The organism is Candidatus Aalborgicola defluviihabitans (assembly GCF_016705985.1).
In the GTDB taxonomy this organism is placed as follows: Bacteria; Pseudomonadota; Gammaproteobacteria; order Burkholderiales; family Burkholderiaceae_C; genus Allorhodoferax; species Allorhodoferax defluviihabitans.
Genome location: NZ_JADJKN010000005.1, coordinates 377,752 through 400,465 on the forward strand (window position 1 = coordinate 377,752; position 22,714 = coordinate 400,465).

18 protein-coding genes and 3 pseudogenes are annotated in these 22,714 nt (G+C 56.8%); 2 read left to right on the forward strand and 19 right to left on the reverse strand.

What is annotated here, in order from left to right:
* Positions 1 to 33: 33 nt before the first annotated feature.
* The 19 genes and pseudogenes from carB to rpsB all read right to left on the reverse strand — a co-directional run bounded on the left by carB (position 34) and on the right by rpsB (position 20,374).
* The gene (gene carB / locus IPI80_RS06600; RefSeq protein WP_413858361.1) at positions 34 to 3,309 is read right to left on the reverse strand and encodes a carbamoyl-phosphate synthase large subunit; all 3,276 of its coding nucleotides are present in this window, start codon (positions 3,307 to 3,309) and stop codon (positions 34 to 36) included.
* Between the two features lie 56 nt (positions 3,310 to 3,365).
* Complete coding sequence (gene leuE, locus IPI80_RS06605; RefSeq protein WP_413858363.1) at positions 3,366 to 4,022, reverse strand: leucine efflux protein LeuE; 657 nt, start codon at positions 4,020 to 4,022, stop codon at positions 3,366 to 3,368.
* On the reverse strand, positions 4,019 to 5,212 hold the full coding sequence (gene carA / locus IPI80_RS06610) for a glutamine-hydrolyzing carbamoyl-phosphate synthase small subunit (RefSeq protein ID WP_413858365.1): 1,194 nt from the start codon (positions 5,210 to 5,212) through the stop codon (positions 4,019 to 4,021). The genes leuE and carA overlap by 4 nt, the downstream gene beginning before the upstream one ends.
* Before the next feature lie 155 nt (positions 5,213 to 5,367).
* Positions 5,368 to 6,143: pseudogene (locus IPI80_RS06615) on the reverse strand (TrmH family RNA methyltransferase).
* A pseudogene (gene rnhB, locus IPI80_RS06620) lies at positions 6,140 to 6,756 on the reverse strand (ribonuclease HII). The pseudogenes IPI80_RS06615 and rnhB overlap by 4 nt, the downstream one beginning before the upstream one ends.
* Positions 6,728 to 7,860, reverse strand: a pseudogene (gene lpxB / locus IPI80_RS06625) (lipid-A-disaccharide synthase). Before lpxB ends, rnhB begins: the two co-directional pseudogenes overlap by 29 nt.
* Before the next feature lie 65 nt (positions 7,861 to 7,925).
* Positions 7,926 to 8,720: an acyl-ACP--UDP-N-acetylglucosamine O-acyltransferase gene (lpxA, locus tag IPI80_RS06630; RefSeq protein ID WP_413858367.1), complete on the reverse strand. Its 795-nt coding sequence runs from the start codon at positions 8,718 to 8,720 to the stop codon at positions 7,926 to 7,928.
* Positions 8,721 to 8,739: 19 nt separating this feature from the next.
* On the reverse strand, positions 8,740 to 9,180 hold the full coding sequence (fabZ, locus tag IPI80_RS06635) for a 3-hydroxyacyl-ACP dehydratase FabZ (protein WP_413858369.1): 441 nt from the start codon (positions 9,178 to 9,180) through the stop codon (positions 8,740 to 8,742).
* Positions 9,177 to 10,151: a UDP-3-O-(3-hydroxymyristoyl)glucosamine N-acyltransferase gene (gene lpxD, locus IPI80_RS06640; protein ID WP_413858371.1), complete on the reverse strand. Its 975-nt coding sequence runs from the start codon at positions 10,149 to 10,151 to the stop codon at positions 9,177 to 9,179. The genes fabZ and lpxD overlap by 4 nt, the downstream gene beginning before the upstream one ends.
* A 24-nt stretch (positions 10,152 to 10,175) precedes the next feature.
* Positions 10,176 to 10,691 (reverse strand): OmpH family outer membrane protein, encoded by a 516-nt coding sequence (locus IPI80_RS06645; RefSeq protein WP_413858373.1) that lies wholly within the window; start codon positions 10,689 to 10,691, stop codon positions 10,176 to 10,178.
* Complete coding sequence (gene bamA, locus IPI80_RS06650) at positions 10,691 to 12,997, reverse strand: outer membrane protein assembly factor BamA (RefSeq protein ID WP_413858375.1); 2,307 nt, start codon at positions 12,995 to 12,997, stop codon at positions 10,691 to 10,693. The genes IPI80_RS06645 and bamA overlap by 1 nt, the downstream gene beginning before the upstream one ends.
* 41 nt (positions 12,998 to 13,038) lie before the next feature.
* Entirely contained in the window at positions 13,039 to 14,403 is a 1,365-nt protein-coding gene (gene rseP, locus IPI80_RS06655; RefSeq protein ID WP_413858377.1) for an RIP metalloprotease RseP, read from the reverse strand.
* Between the two features lie 21 nt (positions 14,404 to 14,424).
* Positions 14,425 to 15,624, reverse strand: a complete 1,200-nt coding sequence (locus tag IPI80_RS06660; RefSeq protein WP_413858379.1) for a 1-deoxy-D-xylulose-5-phosphate reductoisomerase — start codon at positions 15,622 to 15,624, stop codon at positions 14,425 to 14,427.
* Entirely contained in the window at positions 15,621 to 16,466 is an 846-nt protein-coding gene (locus IPI80_RS06665) for a phosphatidate cytidylyltransferase (protein WP_413858381.1), read from the reverse strand. The genes IPI80_RS06660 and IPI80_RS06665 overlap by 4 nt, the downstream gene beginning before the upstream one ends.
* A 10-nt stretch (positions 16,467 to 16,476) precedes the next feature.
* Positions 16,477 to 17,205 (reverse strand): polyprenyl diphosphate synthase, encoded by a 729-nt coding sequence (uppS, locus tag IPI80_RS06670; RefSeq protein ID WP_413858723.1) that lies wholly within the window; start codon positions 17,203 to 17,205, stop codon positions 16,477 to 16,479.
* Positions 17,206 to 17,236: 31 nt separating this feature from the next.
* Entirely contained in the window at positions 17,237 to 17,797 is a 561-nt protein-coding gene (gene frr, locus IPI80_RS06675; protein WP_413858383.1) for a ribosome recycling factor, read from the reverse strand.
* A gap of 48 nt (positions 17,798 to 17,845) precedes the next feature.
* Entirely contained in the window at positions 17,846 to 18,568 is a 723-nt protein-coding gene (pyrH, locus tag IPI80_RS06680; protein WP_413858385.1) for a UMP kinase, read from the reverse strand.
* A 44-nt stretch (positions 18,569 to 18,612) separates the two neighbouring features.
* Positions 18,613 to 19,536: a translation elongation factor Ts gene (tsf, locus tag IPI80_RS06685; RefSeq protein WP_413858387.1), complete on the reverse strand. Its 924-nt coding sequence runs from the start codon at positions 19,534 to 19,536 to the stop codon at positions 18,613 to 18,615.
* Between the two features lie 85 nt (positions 19,537 to 19,621).
* Entirely contained in the window at positions 19,622 to 20,374 is a 753-nt protein-coding gene (gene rpsB, locus IPI80_RS06690; protein ID WP_413858389.1) for a 30S ribosomal protein S2, read from the reverse strand.
* Positions 20,375 to 20,655: 281 nt separating this feature from the next.
* Here rpsB and IPI80_RS06695 point away from each other — a divergent pair, with 281 nt between their 5' ends.
* Positions 20,656 to 21,270: a hypothetical protein gene (locus IPI80_RS06695; RefSeq protein WP_413858391.1), complete on the forward strand. Its 615-nt coding sequence runs from the start codon at positions 20,656 to 20,658 to the stop codon at positions 21,268 to 21,270.
* Positions 21,271 to 21,343: 73 nt separating this feature from the next.
* On the forward strand, positions 21,344 to 22,711 hold the full coding sequence (locus IPI80_RS06700) for an NAD(P)H-hydrate dehydratase (RefSeq protein ID WP_413858725.1): 1,368 nt from the start codon (positions 21,344 to 21,346) through the stop codon (positions 22,709 to 22,711).
* Positions 22,712 to 22,714: the final 3 nt, after the last annotated feature.

Genomic DNA, 22,714 nt, shown 5'->3' on the forward strand with positions numbered 1-22,714 from the left:
CTGTCCTTGCAGTTGGCCCCAATTATGCCAACTTTATGCGGCCAATTGGCTGTGCATTTCTTGTATTGAAATCACATCCAGCTCATCCAGGTACTTCATACCTTCCACAGCAGCCTCGGCGCCGGCTATGGTTGTGTAGGTGGTGACGCGCGCCAACAGGGCCGAGGTGCGAATCTGACGGGAGTCGGCAATGGCGTTACGGCGCTCTTCCACCGTGTTGATGACCATGGCCAGGGGCTCGTTCTTGATCATGTCCACAATGTGCGGGCGCCCTTCGGTAACCTTGTTGACCACCTCGCAGGCCACACCGGCGGCGTTGATGCTCGCCGCAGTGCCCTTGGTGGCTACCAGCGTAAAACCCATATCGGCCAGCTTGCGGGCCACTTCGACCACGCGGGGCTTGTCGCTTTGCTTGACCGAAATAAACGCCTTACCCGAGCGCGGCAGCTTGGCGCCGGCACCGAGCTGCGATTTCACAAAAGCTTCGCCAAAGGTCTTGCCCACGCCCATCACTTCGCCGGTGGACTTCATCTCGGGGCCGAGAATGATGTCCACACCGGGAAACTTGACGAATGGGAACACGGCTTCCTTGACACTAAAGTACGGGGGCGTCACTTCGCGAAGAACACCCTGCGACGCCAGTGACTGACCCACCATGCAGCGCGCGGCCACCTTGGCCAGCGGAATACCGGTAGCCTTGGAGACAAAAGGCACCGTGCGCGAAGCGCGGGGGTTGACTTCCAGCACGTAAATCACATCCTTGCCATCGATGTTCTGGATGGCAAACTGCACGTTCATCAGGCCTACCACGTTCAGGGCGGTGGCCATGGCGGCAGTTTGGCGCTTGATCTCGGCAACGGTAGCCGGGCGCAGGCTGTAGGGTGGCAACGAGCAGGCGGAGTCACCACTGTGCACACCGGCTTGCTCGATGTGTTCCATCACGCCACCAATAAAGGTCACACCGGTGTCATCGCGGATGCAGTCCACATCGCACTCGATGGCGTCGTTCAAGAAGCGGTCCAGCAACACCGGGGAATCGTGACTGACCTTGACGGCCTCGCGCATGTAGCGCTCCAGGTCACGCTGTTCGTGCACGATTTCCATCGCGCGGCCACCCAGCACATAGCTGGGACGCACCACCAGGGGGTAGCCCAAGGCGGCGGCCTTCTCCAGTGCTTCGGGCTCGGTACGGGCCGTGGCATTGGGTGGTTGGCGCAACTCCAACGCGTGCAGCAGCTTTTGGAAACGCTCGCGGTCTTCGGCGGCGTCAATCATGTCGGGGCTGGTGCCGATGATGGGCACGCCATTGGCTTCGAGGTCCAGTGCCAGCTTCAAGGGCGTCTGGCCACCGTATTGCACGATCACACCAACCGGCTTTTCCTTGTCGACAATTTCCAGCACGTCTTCGAGTGTAAGTGGCTCGAAGTACAGGCGGTCGGAGGTGTCGTAGTCTGTCGACACGGTCTCTGGGTTGCAATTGACCATGATGGTTTCATACCCATCTTCGCGCATGGCCAAGGCGGCGTGCACGCAGCAGTAATCAAACTCGATGCCCTGCCCAATACGGTTGGGACCACCACCGAGCACCATGATTTTTTTCTTGTCGGTGGGTGCTGCTTCGCACTCCGCGCCTTCAGACTCGTAGGTGGAATACATGTAGGCGGTGTTGGTGCCGAACTCAGCCGCGCAGGTATCTACCCGCTTGTACACAGGGCGCACACCCATGGCATGCCGTTTTTCTCGCACGGCTTTGTCGGTAGTCTTAAACTGTTTGGCCAAGCGGCGGTCAGAGAAACCCTTTTGCTTCAGGCTGCGCAGCGTGGCGGCGTCGATCCGGTCGAAGGCCGTGCCGCTGGCGGGCTGGGGCAAGCGCTCAATCTCCAGCTCGATCTTGACGATCTGCTCGATCTGCACCAAGAACCAGCGGTCGATCTTGGTCAGCGCAAAGACTTCGTCCACGCTCAGCCCTTGGGCGAACGCATCGCCCACGTACCAGATGCGCTCGGGGCCGGGCTCGCCCAGCTCTTTTTCGAGCACTTCGCGGTCTTGGGTTTTTTCGTTCATGCCGTCCACGCCCACTTCCAGACCACGCAAGGCCTTTTGGAACGATTCCTGAAAGGTGCGGCCCATGGCCATGACCTCGCCCACGCTCTTCATTTGCGTGGTCAAGCGTGAATCTGCTGCAGGAAATTTTTCAAATGCGAAACGTGGAATCTTCGTAACCACGTAGTCGATGCTGGGTTCGAACGACGCCGGGGTAGCGCCGCCCGTAATATCGTTGCGCAGCTCGTCCAAGGTGAATCCTACGGCCAGCTTGGCCGCAATCTTGGCAATGGGAAAACCCGTGGCCTTGGAGGCCAGCGCTGAGGAGCGCGACACACGCGGGTTCATCTCGATGACAACCATCCGGCCATCATCCGGGTTGATGGAGAACTGCACGTTCGAGCCACCCGTGTCCACACCAATTTCGCGCAGCACGGCCAGCGATGCATTACGCAAAATCTGGTATTCCTTGTCGGTCAGCGTCTGCGCCGGTGCCACGGTAATGGAGTCGCCGGTGTGCACGCCCATCGGGTCCAAATTCTCAATCGAGCAGACGATGATGCAGTTGTCCGCCTTGTCGCGCACCACTTCCATCTCGTACTCTTTCCAACCCAACAACGATTCTTCAATCAGCAGCTCGTTGGTGGGCGAGGCTTCCAGGCCACGCTTGCAAATGATCTCGAACTCTTCGGGGTTGTAGGCAATGCCGCCGCCCGTGCCACCCAATGTGAAGCTGGGGCGAATAACGGTGGGGAAACCCAGCGTCTTTTGCACAACCCAGGCTTCTTCCATGCTGTGGGCGATACCCGAGCGTGCGGAACCCAGACCAATCTTGGTCATGGCGTCTTTGAACTTCAGGCGGTCTTCGGCCTTGTCGATGGCTTCGGGTGTGGCACCGATGAGTTCCACCGGTTTGCCGGTGCCCGCGCCCATGTACTTGGCCAGCACGCCGTTGTGCCACAGGTCCAACGCGCAGTTCAGAGCCGTCTGGCCGCCCATGGTGGGCAAAATTGCGTCTGGTTTTTCCTTGGCGATGATTTTCTCGACCGTCTGCCAAGTAATGGGCTCGATATAGGTGACGTCCGCCGTGGCGGGGTCGGTCATGATGGTCGCTGGGTTGCTGTTGATCAGAATGACGCGATAACCCTCTTCGCGCAGTGCCTTGCAGGCCTGCACACCGGAGTAATCGAACTCACAGGCCTGACCAATGATGATGGGGCCGGCGCCGATGATGAGGATGCTTTTAATGTCGGTACGTTTTGGCATTTTTTGACAGCGCTTTACTTTTCAATCGATTCAAACTTGCAAAATTTCAGTTATGGCTAATTCAGACTTGCAGTGGCCAGCTTCACCCCAAACCACAAAAACAATCCACCCACTGCACTGGAGAGGCTGCTGGTCAGGCGCTTGCGGGCACGAAATATCTGCGCCAGGCGTGCGCCTGCAAATATCAGAGCGGACAAATACAGGGCGCTGAAAGTCATTACGATGGCACTCAGGATCAGGAAGGGAATAGCGGGCCTGTCATACGTCGGGTCGATGAACTGCACAAAGAATGACAGCAGAAACAAAATCGCTTTGGGGTTGAGCAGGCTGATGACCAGTGCTCGCTTGAACGGGTGTGCCAGATTCGCGGGCGTCTCGGTGACCGGTTGTTCTGGCGCATCTGAGCTATTCCATTTGCGGATGCCTGCCACGATCAGGTTCACACCCACCCAAGTCAGGTAGGCCGCGCCAGCGTACTTGACCACCATAAACAGCGCCGGATTGGTGCGCAGCAAACTGGCCGCACCCAATGCGGTTAATCCCAATAAAATGGTATCACCCACAAACACGCCACAGGCCCCCTGGTAACCCGATTTAACACCGCGTGTTGATGCCACCGACAACACAAACAGCGAGTTGGGTCCGGGCAGCAAAATGATGCCAAAGGCCCCTATCACATAGGTCCACAGATCAGTGACACCGTAAAAGCTCATGCGGCCTTCCCTGCGCGGCTTTCCATCGACCGGATGAAGCGGTCAAACAGGTAACCGATGTCGTGCGGGCCGGGTGATGCTTCCGGGTGGCCCTGAAAGCAAAACGCCGGCTTGTCGATTCGCTCAAAGCCTTGCAGCGTCTGATCAAACAGACTGATGTGGGTGGCACGCAAGTTGGCAGGTAGCGATTTTTCGTCCACCGCAAACCCGTGGTTTTGGCTGGTGATGCTGACGCGGCCCGTGTCCAGGTCTTTGACCGGATGATTGGCGCCATGGTGGCCAAACTTCATCTTGAAGGTCTTGGCACCACTGGCCAACGCCATGATTTGGTGCCCCAGGCAAATGCCGAACATGGGGATGCCGGTTTCGATCAGTTCGGCCGTCGCCTTGATCGCGTAATCGCACGGCTCTGGGTCACCCGGGCCATTGCTCAGGAAGATGCCGTCAGGTTGGTGTTTCAGGGCGTCCGCAGCAGAGGTCTGCGCGGGCACCACGGTCACCTTGCAGCCGCGCTGTGCCAACATGCGCAAGATGTTGTTCTTGACGCCAAAGTCGTACGCCACCACATGAAAGCGCGGTGCCGTCTGCTGGCCGTAGCCCGGCTTTCCATCCGCATTCGCCAGCGTCCACTCGCTCTCGGTCCACAGTGCCGCCTTCTGGGCCGACACCACCCGGGCCAAGTCCAGGCCCGACATGGACGGTGCAGCCTTGGCTGCCGCAATGGCCTGCTCGACAAGTTCTGTGGTTACCATTTCACCGGCAGCCAGCGCCAGAATGCAGCCGTTTTGCGCGCCCTGGGTGCGCAACTGACGTGTCAGCTGGCGGGTGTCCACGTTGGCGATGGCCACGGTGCCGGCTTGCACCAGGTATTCGCTCAGAGTCGCTGTGCTGCGGAAGTTGGAAGCCACCAGGGGTAGATCACGGATGATCAGGCCAGCGGCGTGCACCTTGTCGGACTCGATGTCCTCGGGGTTGGTACCGTAGTTACCAATGTGGGGATAGGTGAGCGTTACGATCTGCTGGCAATAGCTGGGATCGGTCAGGATCTCCTGGTAGCCGGTCATGGAGGTATTGAACACGACCTCGCCGACAGTGGAACCAGCGGCTCCAATGGAATTGCCAATATAGACCGTGCCGTCTGCGAGCGCCAAGATGGCGGGGGGGGTGGTTCCCTTAAGAGACAAAAGCACTGGGTTCTCCGACTGTGTTACGGGTACGCCCAAGCGTGCTCAAGAACGATTCTTGGCAGCTAGTGTTGGTTGGAAAAGGTGCTTGAAATGCGCTTGGGACGGCTGTTTTCTGGAAAGCCTCTTATTATAACGGAGGGACCCTGATCGCCGTTTTCCTACGACAAGCTGCTGGCGTGCAGGCAAATCGCTGCAGCCGCGGCCACATTGAGCGATTCCTCACCCCCCGGCTGCCCGATGCGCACATGTACCGTGGCGCGGGCCATCAGTTCGGGGCAGACGCCCTGCCCTTCGTGACCCATGGCCCAGGCGCAGGGCTGGGGCAGCACAGATTTTGGATCAGATCACCTTGGTGGGAGCTGGTGACGACGATGGGCACTTGCAGCGCTGCCAGTTCGTCCAGGCTCACGCCTTCGAGCAGGTTCAAGCCAAAGTGCGCGCCCATGCCAGCCCGCAAAACCTTGGGCGACCACAGGGCCGCCGTGCCCTTGAGCGCAATCACCTGTTTGAAGCCAAAGGCCCCTGCACTGCGCAGGATGGAGCCCACATTGCCGGCATCTTGCACCCGGTCCAGGATGACGCTGGGTGCCAAGGGTTGCAGGGCGGCATCTACCGGCAAGTCCAGCACAAAGCCAACGCTGGCAGGCGACTCCAGGCCACTCAGTTCCCGAAACAGCGCGTTGGGAATTACTATGCTTTTGATAGCGGTCTGCGTATATTCCGCGAGGGCTAGAGGGTAATATTCTTCAGTAAATACTGCAACGGATGGTTTCAGCCCGCGTGCCAATGCGGCGCTGCACAGGTGGTCGCCTTCTACCCAGTAGCGTCCGGCTTTGCGATAGGCAGTGTTGTCTTGCGCGACCTTGCGCAACTCCTTGAGCAGCGGGTTCTCACGCGAGGTGATGTGTGCGGGTTGGGATGCGGCGATGCTCATGCCAGCACCTTGGCCACTGGTGCAAAGGTCTTGCGGTGCTGTGGGCAGGCACCATGGGCTTGCAGGGCCGCCAGATGCTCGGCCGTGCCGTAGCCTTTGTGGCCTGCAAAGCCGTATTGCGGGTACAGGGCGTCGAGCTCGGCACACCAGCGGTCACGCGTCACCTTGGCCAAAATAGAAGCCGCCGAGATGGCTTGCACCTTGCTGTCGCCTTTGACAATGGCCTCGGCCCGCATCGTTAGCACCGGCAGGCGGTTGCCGTCGACCAGTACCAAAGTGGGTTTGAGGCGCAACCCTTCAACCGCACGCCGCATGGCCAGCAGGGTGGCCTGCAATATGTTGATCTGGTCGACTTCTTCCGCACTGGCCTGGGCAATAGAGCAGCACAAGGCCTTGGCCCGGATTTCTTCAAACAATTGCTCGCGCCGCTTGGCAGTTAGGACTTTGGAGTCGGCAAGGCCCTGAATCGGACGGCGATCATCCAAAATCACCGCCGCCGCAACCACTGGTCCAGCCAAGGGGCCACGCCCGGCCTCGTCCACGCCGGCGGTCAGTCCGGGGTATCCCAGGAGAGTTTTGCTTGCTCAGCGTGCAAGAATTTTTTCGATCGCATCGGTTGCCAGTTGGGAGGTGTCGCGCCGCAAGCTGTGGTGCAGTGCCAGAAATTGGCGTTGCAACGCCGCCATTTTCGCAGGCTGATCCGAGATATCGGCAAACCATTGCAGCACCGCATTGGCCAGCGCTGGCGGGCTGGCGCGGTCTTGTATCAGCTCTGGCACGATGAAATCCCTGCTAAGGATATTGGGCAGCCCCACCCAGGGCTGCAACTGCTTGGGCCGCATGATCCGCCACGACAGCCAGCCCATACGGTAGGCAATGACCATGGGCCGCTTGAACAAAGCCGCCTCCAGCGTGGCAGTGCCGCTGGCGATCAGCGTCACATCGCAGGCTGCCAGCACGGTGTGCGACTGACCGTCCACAATTTGCACCTGATCCAGCATGCCGGCGCGCTGGGCCGCCCGCTCGATTGCACCGCGCAAGGCCGGTACCGCAGGCACTATCAATTTAATAGCTTCTTGCGACCGTTTGACGAGGGCTGCAGCCTCAAAGAAGCACAAGGCCAGGTGCTGAACCTCAGATGCGCGGCTGCCCGGCAAAATGGCCAACACCCGGTCATCTGGCTGCAGGCCCAGGGCTGCGCGGGCTGCGGCCTTGTCAGGCTCCAGTGCAATCACATTGGCCAGCGGGTGGCCCACATAGCTCGCGTTTATGCCATGGGTGGCCAGCAATTCTGGTTCAAACGGGAAAATGCACAGCACGTGGTCTACGCTGGCGCGAATCTTCTCGATCCGCTCGGGGCGCCAGGCCCAGATGGAGGGGCAGACAAAATGCACGGTCTTCACACCTGCCTGGCGCAGATTGCGCTCTACGTGCAGGTTGAAATCGGTGCATCCACACCGATAAACACATCGGGCTTTTTGGCCAGCAACCGCACCTGTAACTGGCTGCGGATACCCACAATTTCGCGGTAGCGGCGTAACACCTCCCAGCCGAACCCATGCACCGAGAGCTTGTAGTGCGGCCACCAAGCCTCAAAGCCATGGCGTGCCATTTGAGGGCCACCAATACCGGCAGCAGTCAGCCCCGGCCAGCGCGCCTTCAGGCCTTCCAGCATGAGGCCGGCCAGCAGGTCGCCAGAAGCCTCGCCAGCCACCATCGCAATGTTGGGTTGGGTTTGCGGCACCGGGGCCACGGGCGGTGCTGCTTGCATGCCAGACGGCCCTAACGAACGATACCGCGCTGGGGCGTGGTCTGGTGCAAAAAGGACAACATCATGGCCACGTCAGGTGCCGTTTCGGGTTGTTTGGCAACCAGCTCGGCAATGCGGACTTTGGCCTGTTCCAGCGTCAAACCGTCACGGTACAGGGCCTTGTGCATGGCCTTGACACCGCTGATGCGCTCAGGCGTCCAGCCACGGCGGCGCAGGCCTTCAAAGTTCATGGAGCGCGCACCTGCTGGCTGGCCTTGACACATGACAAACGGTGGCAAATCGGCAAACAACAGGGAGCACATGGCCGTCAGGCTGTGTGCTCCCAGCCTGACAAACTGGTGCACCACGGTGAAGCCGCCCAGAATGACCCAGTCGTCTACGTGCACGTGGCCGGCTAGCTGGGAGTTGTTGGCAAAAATAGTGTTGTTGCCGACCTGACAGTCATGCGCCAGATGCACATAGGCCATGATCCAGTTGTCATTACCAACCTGGGTTACGCCCACATCACCCGGTGATCCGATGTTGAAGGTGCAAAACTCGCGGATGGTGTTGCGATCGCCAATGCGCAGCTCGCAGGGTTCGCCCGCATATTTTTTGTCTTGCGGAATGGCACCCAACGAATTGAACTGGAAGATGCGGTTGTCTCGGCCAATGGTGGTGTGGCCTTCTATGACGCAATGCGGCCCCACTGTGGTCCCGGCCGCGATGCGCACATGCGGACCGATGACGGTGTAGGGGCCAACGGTGACGGAGTCGTCCAGCTCCGCAGCCGGATCAACAATAGCACTGGGGTGGATCTGGGTCACAACGTGCTGCCCAATCCGTTCAAGCGATGGTGCGCATGGTGCACATCAACTCGGCCTCGCACACCACATTACCTTCCACGCGGGTCACACCGGCAAACTTGAATATGCCGGACTTGGAACGGATCATAGTGACGTCCATCACCAATTGGTCGCCAGGCTCCACCGGGCGCTTGAATCGGGCACCGTCAATACCCGCAAAGTAGTACACCATTTTGTCGTCCGGGCTCACCCCCATGGTGTCGAACACCAACAGCGCTGCGGCCTGCGCCATGGCTTCGAGCATCATCACACCGGGCATGACCGGGCGGTGGGGAAAGTGGCCGTTGAAAAAAGGCTCGTTGATGGTGACGTTCTTGAGGGCCTGAATGGACACCCCTTTTTCGATGGCCGTGACCCGGTCCACCATAAGAAACGGGTAACGGTGCGGCAGTTTTTTGAGGATTTCGTGAATGTCCATCATTTTTTTGTCTCTTTTTCCAAAGTCTTGATACGGTCTCGCAGGCTGTGCAACTGCTTCAGCGATGCGGCGTTGCGTTCCCAGGTGGCATTGTCGTCCACGGGAAAGATGCCGGTGTAGTGGCCCGGCTTCAACAGCGATTTGCTGACCAGCGTACCGGCAGATATGTTCACATGGGCGCCAATCGTCAAATGCCCCAAAATGATGGCACCGCCGCCTACGGTGCAATTGGCGCCAATGGTGGCGCTGCCGGCCACGCCCACGCAACCGGCCATGGCGGTGTGGCGACCCACCCGCACGTTATGGCCAATCTGGATCAAGTTATCGAGCTTGACGCCGTCCTCAATCACCGTGTCCTGCAGGGCCCCACGGTCGATGCAGGTGTTGGCGCCAATCTCCACGTCGTTGCCAATTTGAACGGCACCCAATTGTTCGATCTTTTCCCAAGCCTCGCCATTCGGTGCAAAGCCAAAGCCATCCGCACCAATGACCACGCCAGGATGCAAAAGGCAGCGCGCTCCCACTACACAATCTTCACCCACTGTCACCCGCGATTTAAGCACCGTACCAGCACCAATGCTGGCTCCACGCTCAACCACACACAGTGCGCCAATGCTGGCCGTCGGATGAACCACGGCAGCAGCATCCACCACCGCGCTGGGATGGATGCCGGGGTGCGGATGTGGATCGCGGTCGCGTTTGTACAGCTGCGTAAGCTTGGCAAAGTACAGGTAGGGCTGATCAGTGACGATACAGGCGCCGCGTGCCACAGCGACTTCGCGCATGGCAGGCGCCACAATGACACAGGCCGCCCGCGAATCCAGCAATTGCTGCTGGTATCGGGGGTTGCTGAGAAAACTGATGTCTTGCGGCGTGGCGGCCTCCAATGGGGCCAGGCCTGTTACCTGCAGCGCGCCATCACCATGTAAATCGCCGCCCAAGGCGGCGACGATTGAAGCCAGGTCACGCTTCATACTTCACACACACGCATCCAAGGCTTACTTGGAAGCGGTGTTGGCGTTGAGGATCTTGAGAACCTTGTCAGTGATGTCGTGTTTGGGGTTGACGAACACCACTTCCTGCAAAACCATATCGTATTTTTCTGCTTCGGCAACCTGTTTGACGGCCCGTGTCGCCCGTTCCAGAAGCTGTTGCAATTCCTCGTTACGGCGACCATTCAGGTCTTCCTGAAACTCACGCTGACGGCGCTGCAAGTCTCGGGCCAAATCGGTGCCTTCCTTCTGACGGTTGGCGCGCTGACTCTCGCTCAGAGTAGGCGCGTCGCGGTCGAACTTTTCTCCAAACGCTTTTAACGCAGCCTGCTGGTCAGTCAACTCCTTCTGGCGCTTGGAAAACTCTTGCTCCAGCTTGGTTTGCGCCGCTTTGGCTGGGTTGGATTGGGTTGTGATGACCTGGTAGTTGATGACGCCTACCTTGAATTCCTGCGCAGCGGCGCTCATGGCGCAACCGGCCAGCACTGCAGAAATCAACCAGGCAAATTTTGACGTTTTCATTAAAAGGAACTTCCGATCTGGAATTGCAATGACTGAATTCTATCGTTATCAAACTGCTTGATGGGTTTGGCAAACGCCAGGCGCAATGGACCAACGGGTGAAATCCAGCTGATACCAATGCCCACCGAACTGCGCATATCTGCGAGCTGGAGGGGTTCGTCGTCACCGTAAATGCCACCCGCGTCGAAGAAGGTGTAAGCACGCAGGGTGCGGTCTTTGCCGCCGCCAGGCAGAGGCGACAACAACTCCAGGTTGAAATTGACCTTCTTGGTGCCGCCAGTGGCTATCAGACCCAACGCGCGCTGGGTCGCGGTTGTCAGGCTACTTTGCTCAAAGCCACGCACAGTTCCCAAACCACCGGAGTAGAAATTCTTAAAGATAGGGTAATAATTGGCGCCACCGGTTGTAGTACCCAGTGACAACTCTGCATTGAAGGCAGCTGTAATCTTGTTGGTAACCGGCACGTACTGCTGGTAAGAGGCCGTACCGCGCACGTATTTCAAATCCCCCGCAATACTCCACTCGGCAGAAGTCTTCATCACTTTGCCCCTGGTGGGCACCAGTGCGCTGTCACGCGTGTCTCGACCCCAGCCAATGGTCAGCGGAACCGCATTGCTGGTGAAGCCAAAGCGATTGGCAAAGTCCTGGTACACCACGGGAAGCAAAGTGCCTGGAACAATGGTGGTCTGGTCAATGCCAAGACCAAAATACACTGTGTCGTATTCCGTGAAAGGCACCCCAAAACGGATACTGCCACCGGTCGTCTCAATGGCGTAGCTGTTGAAGTCAACGTACGGCTTGGAGTTGCGCTGGTACACCTCAATCGACCGCGACACACCGTCTTCCGTGAAATACGGGTTGGTAGTGTTGAATACCAGGGTACGGAACTGCTTGCTGGTGTTGACCTCAACGCCCAACGAATTGCCAGAGCCAAAGGCGTTGTCTTGCTTGAATCCAAAAGACACGCCAAAGCCGTCCGCACTGGAAATGCCAGCGCCCAAACTGATGCTTCCGGTGGGCTTTTCAGCAACGGTCACCGTCAGGTCGACCTGATCCATGGAGCCAGGAACTTCCTGCGTATCCATGGTGACTTCCTTGAAAAAACCCAGGCGGTCCACCCGGTTGCGGGACTGACGAATTTTTTCACCGTCGTACCAAGCGGCCTCGAACTGGCGGAACTCACGACGGATCACCTCGTCACGCGTGCGGTCATTGCCAGCAACATTGATGCGGCGCACGTAGACTCGGCGAGACGGATCGACTTGCAGCGTCACCTCGACCCGATTGGTGGACCGGTCAATGGCAGTGCGCGGTTCCACACGGGAGAATGCATAGCCGAAATCACCGAAATGATCGGTGAACGCCTTGGTAGTTGCGGCAATTTGGTCGGCGTTGTAAGGTTGTCCCACTCGGATAGCAACCAGGGACTTGAACTCATCTTCCTTGCCCAGAAAGTTGCCCAAAAGATTGACTTTCGAGACAACGAACTGATCACCTTCGGTGATGTTGATCGTGATGCTCATGTCCTGCTTGTTTGGCGAAATGGCCACTTGTGTCGTGTCCACCTTGAACTCCAGGTAGCCTCGCGCCAGATAATAAGAACGCAAGGATTCAATATCAGCGTTTAATTTGGCACGTGAGTAGCGATCCGACTTCGTGTACCAGGTGAGCCAACCACCGGTATCCAGGTCGAACAGGCCACGCAAAGTGGACTCGGAAAATGCCTTGTTACCAACAATGCGGATTTCGCTGATCTTGGCGGGCTCGCCTTCTGTCACCGCAAAACTCAGATTGACACGGTTACGGTCCACTGGCGTCACCGTGGTAACCACTTCCGATGCATACATGCTGCGGTTGATGTATTGGCGCTTAAGCTCCTGCTCGGCACGATCGACCAAAGCCTTGTCAAAAGGACGGCCATCGGCCAACCCGATTTGTAGCAGGGCTTTCTTCAGAACGTCTTTGTCGAACTCCTTGCTGCCCACAAATTCAATTTCCGCGATTGTGGGACGCTCTTCCACGATGACCACCAACACGCCACCACTCACCTCGATGCGCACATCCTTGAACAAACCGAGACCGAACAGCGCTTTGATGGAGGCCGCAGCCTTTTCGTCGCTGTAGGTATCACCCACACGCACGGGCAACGATGCAAAAATCGTCCCAGCCTCGGCCCGCTGCAAGCCCTCAACCCGAATATCCTGGACCGTAAACGGCTCGACCGCCCAGGCACCCTGGATGGCCCATAGCGACGCAGCTACCACAGACACGCGGCGCAGAAATTTACGATTGAATTGCATATTCACCAACTTAATTATTCCGGAAGTTTGAGGACGGCCCCGTCAGGTCACCGCAGCAGACGCGTCACATCGTTCACGACGGCAACGGACATCATCATCAGCAGGATGACGAATCCCACTTTTTGCAACCGCTCAGTCCACGTCAGCGTCACAGGCTTTCCAGAAAGTGCCTCCCAAAGATAATACATCAGGTGCCCTCCATCCAGAATCGGTAATGGCAGCAGGTTCAGGACACCCAAACTGATGCTCATCAAAGCCAGAAAAAGCAGAAATTGCGTTGGACCCATTGCAGCGGACTTTCCGGCGTAATCGGCAATGGTGATGGGACCACTGAGGTTGTTAAGCGACGCCTTACCCACCACAATTTGCCCTAGTACCCGCAAGGTCAGTGCAGATGTCTCCCAGGTGTGAGCCAGGGCTTCGCCCACTCCATCCAGCAAACCATACTGAACCGTCGTCATGGCCAAGGGTGATCCGATACCGGCTCGAATACGGCCAATGTACTGATCACCTTCCCGTTCACGCGCGGGTTTGACAGTCACAGTGAGGCGTTCGCCACCCCGGTCCAACTGCCAAGTTTGCGGCAAAGGCTCTGCATCGCGCCCGGATACCCGAATCATGTCACGCAATTGGCCGGCATCCACGATGTCCGTCTGGTCCACCCGCAAAACCACGTCACCGGTGCGCAACTGCGCCAGGGCAGCAGCCCCATCGGGCAATATCGTGCTGATCTGGGCTTGGGAATACGGCCCCAAAATTCCGATTCGTGCGAATAACTGGGCATTAGCGTCGGGCGCGTCCACTTCACTCAACGCAAGCACAACCGCTTGCGTGTTGCGTGCCCCTGGTTTCAGAAATTCAACCTGAACATTGCGGTGCTCCAGCGCACCGCGGGCCATCCACCATCGAAATTTTTCAAACGATTGAACCGGCTCTAACTCCTCACCTTCATAACCGGCTTGCACCACGCGCTCACCGCCCTGAAGGCCAGCTATGGCCAAAACAGTGCCCTGGGATGGCCGTGCCAGCAACGCCTGCGGTTGATCGACGCCAATCCAATTAACCACGCTATAGAGGATTACCGCCAACAGCAAGTTGGCAATGGGGCCTGCCGCCACAATTGCTGCACGGCTACGCAAAGGCTTGGTGTTGAAGGCTAATGCGCTTTCGCTGTCGTCGACCGGGCCTTCACGCTCATCGAGCATCTTCACGTACCCGCCAATGGGCAGCACTCCCACCACGTATTCGGTGCCGGTCGTGGTCGACGTCCAGCCTGCCAGCCGAGGGCCAAACCCAACTGAAAACCGCAAAACCTTGACCCCGCAAGCGCGTGCTACCGAAAAATGCCCCCATTCGTGCACGGCAACCAAAACGGCAATGGCAATAATGAAGGCAACCAGAGTCAACATCATGTACTAGAGCCTTCGTCGCACTCAGGCACACCAACGAGCAACCAGCGTTTGTGCGGCAGCCCTGGTCTGTTGGTCAAGGCTTAAAAGGTCTTCCAGTGAAGTGGGTGCCTGCGGTATGACCGCATTCAGAGTTTCCAGATTGATATGGTGAATCTGGTCGTACCGGATTTGCCGGTCCAAAAACGCGGCGACCGCCACCTCATTGGCGGCATTCAAAACAGCCGTGGTGCCTGGCACTGCCTTGAGTGCCGCCCAGGCCAAACCGATTCCAGGGAAACGCAACGTGTGTCCTTCCGCAGTAATTTCCTCAAACGTCAGACCCGCCATGCTGGAAAAGTTCAATGCAGTGGCGCCAGACTTGATTCGGTCTGGCCACGACAAACCGTAGGCGATGGGCCCACGCATGTCCGGCGTGCCGAGCTGGGCCACTACCGAATGATCAATATACTGGACCATCGAGTGAATTACGCTTTGCGGGTGAATAACTACCTGAATTTGCTCCGGTGCAACGCCAAACAGGAATCGGGCTTCTATAACTTCAAGCGCCTTGTTCATCATGGTGGCTGAATCCACCGAAATCTTGCGTCCCATCACCCAATTGGGATGGGCGCAAGCCTCGTCAGGCGTCACCATGGACAAAGTTGCTGGGTCGCGTGTCCGAAAGGGCCCTCCAGACGCTGTCAAAATAATCTTGTCAATGCGCGCAGGCCAGTCACAAGGATCTTGTGGCAGGGATTGGAATACGGCAGAGTGTTCGCTGTCGATCGGCAGCAAGGTAGCCCCACCAGCTGCCACCGTGTCCATAAACAATTGGCCACCCACCACCAGGGCCTCTTTGTTGGCCAGTAATAGTCGTTTGCCAGATTTGGCAGCTGCCAGGCAGGGGGCTAATCCTGCCGCTCCCACAATGGCCGCCATGATCGTATCCGCCTGCTCGTGGCCAGCTACCATTTCAATGGCGCTAGTGCCCCACAAAACATGGGTAGAGAGGTCTGCCGAGCGGCACTGCGCTTCGAGCAAGCGACCGTGTTCCTCACTGGCCATCACGGCAAACTCCGGCTTGTGCCGTACACACTGCTTCAGCATGGCATCCACACTCGTTGAAGCCGTGAGTGCAAACACTTCAAAGCGTTCTGGGTGATGCTCTAACACATCGAGTGTATTGACCCCAATGGAGCCGGTAGACCCTAGCACCACCACCCGCTTTTTCTCCATCGTCATAGCGTACCCAGCATCATGGCCAGTGGCAGTATGGGCAATAGCGCGTCAACACGGTCCAACACGCCACCATGTCCAGGCAGCAGACCGCTGCTGTCCTTAACACCCGCACTGCGCTTAAACAGCGACTCCACCAGATCACCCACCACACTCATGGTTGCCAGAAACAACGATGCCAACACCATGAAGGTGATGTGGTTGTCCCCCAAGCGGGTATACAGGCTCGCCACATCAACTGCGTAGGCGCTGTCTAGGTACCGCCACAGAAATGCGCAGGCAACGACGCCAGCCATGCCGCCGATTGCACCTTCCCAGGTTTTGCCAGGACTGATGGTGGGGGCGAGCTTGCGTGTAAAGAAACGCCCGCCCAAGGCCCTGCCGGCGAAATAGGCAAAAATGTCAGCAACCCAGACCAATACCAACACAGAAAACAAAAAATTGATGCCCATGATCCGCGCCTGTACCACAGCGATCCAAGCCACCCAGAGTGCAAAAATTCCACCCACCAAACGCACGACCCGAGGAACATGGGTCCATACTGCAACACCACGGTAAAGCAGCCATGCACCCAACACCACCCAAGCACTGCCGGCAAAAATCCACAGTATCTTGAGCGGGGCGTACAGCCCACCCCCCAGCCATGACGCAGCACACATAAATACGCACACACCACCAGCAACCAGTGAAGATGCCTGCCCGCACTGGTTCATGCGTGCCCACTCCCAAGCTGCTGCACCTATCAAAATGAGGGCAACCAGCGCGAACACCTCTGGCACGGGGTAAAAAACAGCAGGTAGCAGCACAGCCAACAGCAACAATGCCGTAATGATTCGTTGCTTGAGCATAGTGAGTCCTTCAGGGCAAGGGGGCTGCAGATACGCTAACGACCTGATTCGAGGTCTTACCGAAGCGTCGTTCACGAGAAGCGTATTCCAACAATGCTGCATCCAATGCAGCCTCGTCAAAGTCCGGCCACAGCAGCTTGCTGAAATACAACTCGGAATAGGCCGCCTGCCAAAGCAGAAAATTGCTCAACCGCTTTTCGTTGCCTGTTCGAATGATCAAATCGGGATCTGCGCAATGTGCTAACGCCAGTGCAGCGGAGAGACTCGCTTCAGTGATAGACGTGCCCTCGGCCGCAAGGCGCGCAGCAGCCGCTGCAATGTCCCAACGTCCACCATAGTTGAAGCACACATTGAGGGTCAGAATGGAATTACCCGCAGTTGCGGCTTCCGCTTCTTCCAGTCCTTTTTTTACACGGGCGGATAGATTGTCTCTGGCTCCCACAAAATGGATGCGAACACCGTCACGCATCAATTTGGGCACTTCCCGTGACAAGGCCAGCGCCAAAATGTCCATCAATCCTGAAACCTCTTCCGCAGGGCGATTCCAATTTTCTGAAGAAAAAGCAAAAACGGTCAGGATTTTGATATTGCGGTCGGGGCAGGCGCTGACAATGCGCTTAAGGGCATCCACACCCTGTTTGTGACCCGCGACTCGAGGCAGGAAACGTTTGGAGGCCCACCGGCCATTTCCATCCATCACAATGGCAATATGGCGTGGCACGCTAACCTGTTCAGCCATTGGGGAGCACTGTTCTTGCATTAGGCGGCAATTAAACCGCCATGATGTCCTGCTCTTTGGCGGCAACCAACCTATCCACTTCGGTGATATGGCGATCCGTCGCCTTCTGGATTTCGGCCTCGGAACGTTTTTGGTCGTCTTCGGATGCCAACTTTTCCTTTACCAATTTCTTGACGGCTTCATTGGCATCACGGCGCAAACTGCGCACAGAAATTTTGGCATTTTCACCTTCTCCGCGTACCACCTTGCTGAGCTCACGGCGACGTTCTTCAGTCATGATGGGCATGGGAACACGGATCAAATCGCCCATGCTGGAGGGATTCAGACCCAAATCGCTGTCGCGGATGGCCTTTTCAATCTTGGCACCCATACCCTTTTCCCAGGGCTGAACGCTGATGGTACGGGCATCCAGCAAGGAAAGGTTGGCAACCTGGCTGAGTGGCAACATGGCGCCGTAATAGTCTACATGCACGGTATCGAGCAATGCGGGGTTGGCGCGTCCTGTGCGAATCTTTGTCAGGTTGTGCTTGAAAGCGGCGATGGACTGGTCCATTTTTACGTCCAGTGTCTTCTTTATTTCATCAATTGCCATAGTTCATACTCCGCTCATCAAATCTATTACCACGCTCCGTCGCACCACTTACACGTGTACCAGCGTGCCTTCATCTTCACCCATCACCACCCGTTTGAGCGCTCCATGCTTGAATATGGAAAACACTTTGATGGGAAGTTTCTGGTCACGGCACAGTGCAAACGCTGCTGCATCCATGATTCCCAGATTCTGCGACATGGCTTCATTGAAAGTTATATTGGAGTAGCGGGTGGCACTGGCGTCTTTCTTGGGGTCTGCCGAATAAACACCATCCACCTTGGTCGCCTTGAGCACAATTTCTGCACCAATTTCTGCACCACGCAACGCAGCAGCAGTATCAGTAGTGAAGAACGGGTTACCAGTACCTGCCGCAAAGATAACTACCTTACCCTCTTCCAGGTATTGCAAGGCTTTCGGCCGGACGTAGGGCTCAACCACCTGCTCAATACCGATCGCTGACATAACACGCGCAACCAGCCCGGCCTTATTCATCGTATCGCCCAGTGCCAAGGCATTCATCACCGTTGCCAACATGCCCATGTAATCAGCAGTGGCGCGGTCCATGCCTACAGATCCACCTGCAACTCCACGGAAGATATTTCCACCGCCAATGACAACGGCCACCTCGACACCCAGTCGCGTCACATCCGCAATTTCATCGACCATACGGACGATGGTGTCGCGGTTGATGCCAAACTGGTCGTCACCCATCAAAGCCTCCCCTGACAACTTCAGCAAAATGCGTTTGTATGCAGGGACTTCTGGGCTCATGGGTAACTCCGGTAATACGCGTACGGCGGGAAAAGGCCTGTTGATCAGGCCGCTTGCTTGGCCGCGGCAACCTGTGCCGCCACTTCCGCGGCGAAATCGTCAACCTTCTTCTCAATGCCTTCGCCGACCACATAGAGCGTAAACGCCTTCACGGTGGTGCCTCCGACCTTGAGCATTTGCTCGACGGTTTGCTTGTCGTTCTTGACAAACGGTTGGTTGAACAACGAAACCTCTTTCAGGTACTTTTGCACACCACCGTCGATGCGCTTGGCAACAATTTCAGCGGACTGCACAGGCTTGCCAGCAGCGGTTGCAACGGCTGCATCTTCAGCAGCCTTGGCGGCTGCAACTGAGCGCTCACGCTCTACTAGTTCAGCTGGCACATCGTTGCTGGTCAGGGCGACGGGCTTCATCGCCGCAACGTGCATGGCCACATCCTTGGCCGCAACTGCATCACCTTCAAATTCGACAACCACGCCAATGCGGGTGCCGTGCAGATAAGAAGCCAGTTGCGCACCGGTAGCAAAACGCTTGAAACGGCGAAAAGTCATGTTCTCGCCAATCTTGCCAATCAAACCCTTGCGTACATCTTCCAGTGTAGGACCAAAACCATCTTGGCTGTAGGTCAATGCACCGAGTGCAGCCACATCGGCAGGATTGTGCTTTGCAATCAATGCAGCCGCCGCGTTGGCCAATGCCAGGAAGCTGTCATTTTTGGTTACAAAGTCGGTTTCGCAGTTGACTTCCAACAAAGCACCAACTGTGCCTTCTATACTACTTACAACTACCCCTTCAGCCGTAATACGCGCAGCCGCCTTGCCTGCTTTGCTACCCAACTTCACGCGCAGCAGCTCTTCTGCCTTGGCCATATCGCCTTCGGCCTCCGTCAGGGCCTTTTTGCACTCCATCATCGGGGCATCTGTTTTTCCACGCAGTTCAGCAACCATGCTTGCGGTAATTGCAGCCATATCGTTTCTCCGTAATCAATTCAATAGTTTAATAAAGGCTAAAAAAAAGGGGCCAAGAAGCCCCCTTTTTCGGGCGGCAGAGGCTTCAGGCAGAAGCTTCGCTCACCTCAACGAACTCGTCGCCACTCTCGGCTGAAACTGCCTTGACCACGTCGTCCATGGCGTTAGCACGTCCTTCGAGAATCGCATCCGCAATGCCGCGCGCATACAGCATCACAGCTTTGGAAGAGTCGTCGTTACCAGGGATCACATAGTCGATCCCTTCGGGTGAGTGATTGGAATCCACAACACCGATCAGAGGGATGCCCAGCTTCTTGGCCTCGGAAATGGCAATCTTGTGGTATCCCACATCAATTACAAAAATAGCATCGGGCAACGCAGTCATATCTTGAATGCCACCAATGTCTTTTTCCAGCTTTTCCATTTCGCGAGCAAACATCAGTTGCTCTTTCTTGCTCATGCTGTCGAGGCCGGCCTCTTGTTGCGTCTTCATGTCTTTCAGCCGCTTGATTGAGGTCTTGACGGTCTTAAAATTGGTCAACATGCCACCCAGCCAGCGCTGATCCACAAAAGGAACACCAGCCCGCTGGGCCTCAGCGGAAACGATATCGCGCGCCTGGCGCTTGGTACCCACCATCAAAATGGTGCCGCGCTTGGCCGACAACTGGCGAACAAACTTGGCAGCATCCTGGAACATCGGCAGCGATTTTTCCAGGTTGATGATGTGAATCTTGTTGCGATGACCAAAAATAAACGGGGCCATCTTGGGGTTCCAGAAGCGGGTTTGGTGTCCAAAATGGACGCCGGCTTCCAGCATTTCGCGCATTGTTACAGCCATAAATTACTCCAAAGGTTAGGTCTAAAATCCAGCCCCCTTATTGGCACCCAGAATATAAATACTGGATGATCAACACCTTGACGGGGCGGATTTGCGATTGCGTTGCCAACAGAACAAGTCGCACCATCAGCAAAGCCTTTCGAGTATAACATGCCAACTCAAGTTGCCCGGTTGTCTTCACATAAAGGGATCACCATGAAGGTCATTTTTTTGGGGAGGTGCGCGAATCAATCGCCTCGCCAAGCCCCAAAACGATGCGTTACGGCGGTAACACGACCTGTATGGAGATTCGCACTGACATTAATCAGTTGACTATTCTTGAAGCCGGTACCAGCATATTACCGCTATCTCAAATGCTGATTGCAGAGATTCCGATTACCGCCAACGCCCAAATTGCGGATGCCCACTGGAATCACATTCAGAGTTGCTTTGATTCGGTTTCTAGCCAAAGCATTGACCTAGTCTCAGCTACACAACTCCAGTACAGTTACTTTCCGGCCCGCGATGCCGAGATGCAGGCTCGGATTGAATATGTAATCCCGATTCCTGCAAAATCAGTTCAAATCGGATCGGCAACCGTAACACCTTACATACTCAACCACCCCGTCATTGATTTTGGTTACTGCAAAGGCAAATCGGTCTTGTTCGCGGGAGATCACGAGCCTCCGTACAACATTTTTGAGCCCGGGAACGACAAGACCACCATAATCCATGAAGTGGTCCAGGTTGTGGGCGTATTCATTGCCGATTGTTCGTACACCGATGCAGAATATGAATGTATCGGCAGCGACGACGCCCTGGAAGCCGCATTTGATGAAGCGCTGTTGAGCAATGCTGGTGTTATCCAAAGAATGGATATCCCGCTGGCTCGCGAGGGAGACTGCTACGAGTACTGAACGCATTTTGAGCCGACACAGCTCCCACCAAAGTGTCGCTCGCCTTCTATTCGACAATGCCACAACACGGCTATTGGAGCAGTCTGCCAGTCTGGTTCTGCGCCCCCACAGTTTGATGCAAAGAGCTGGCCTTGCGGTGGCACGACTTGCCATGGCAATTGCTCCCCATGCTAACGTGATCTGGATACCCTGTGGCCCTGGAAACAACGGGGGCGATGGATATGAAGCAGCGCGCCACCTGCGTCTCTGGGGCAAGTGCCCGGTCGTGACAAGCCTGGGTAACACCATGCACCTGCCTAAAGATGCAGATGCCGCCCGAAAAGGTGCCCTCGAAGCGGGCGTGTGTTTTTCAGACTCCATGCCTAATCAATACGATCTGTGCATTGACGCCCTTTTCGGTATCGGTCGAATCCGGCCGTTTGACGCAACCTGCAGCGCCTGGATACAACATATCAACTACTGCCCAGCACCGGTACTTGCCATCGATGTACCTTCCGGTCTTGATGCGGATACCGGTTCTGGTGGAAGTCTCTGCATAAATGCTGACGTCACACTCAGTCTGTTGACACTCAAGCCAGGCCTGTTCACAGCCGATGGCCGGGAAGCAAGTGGTGACGTCTGGTTTGACGACCTCGGTATTGCGCAGCCAACCAGCGCCTATGCGCAACTGGGAGGCCCTCTTCTTCCACCTTCACGCGCACACAACACGCACAAAGGCAGTTACGGCGATGTCACGATTATTGGTGGAAGTCCAGGCATGACCGGTGCCGCACTGCTGGCAGGACGAGCCGCGTTGCACGGTGGCGCCGGGCGGGTCTATGTCAGCCTGTTGGATTGCGCCGCCTTGGCATTGGATATCGGCCAGACTGAGCTCATGTTTCGCCCTCTATCGGAATTGGCGTACAAGTCCATGACTGTCGTAGCTGGATGCGGCGGTGGTCAAGCCATCGCCTCACATTTGGCGGATATCCTCGACCATTCGGATCGGCTGGTTCTGGATGCGGATGCGCTGAATGCCATCGCCCAAGACACGACGCTACAAGACCGGCTGAGGGCCCGCAGAGTTGGAGCCACTGTACTCACGCCCCACCCGCTGGAAGCTGCTCATTTGCTCAAGCTAGAGACGCATGCGGTACAAGCCAATCGGCTGTCGGCAGCGCAGGCCCTGGCGGACCGATTTGGCTGCACCATCGTGCTCAAAGGTTCCGGCTCGATCATTGCAGCGCCAGGTGTCGTGCCGCACATCAATCCCAGTGGCAATGCTCGACTGGCCAGCGCTGGTACCGGTGACGTATTGGCCGGCTTGATTGGCGCGCGACTTGCTGCAGGTGGTGAAATATTCCACAGCACATGTGAATCGGTTTATAGACACGGCGCAATTGCCGATACCTGGCCCCAGAGAAACACTTTGACTGCCCAGGGTTTGGCACGTGCGTTGTAGGGA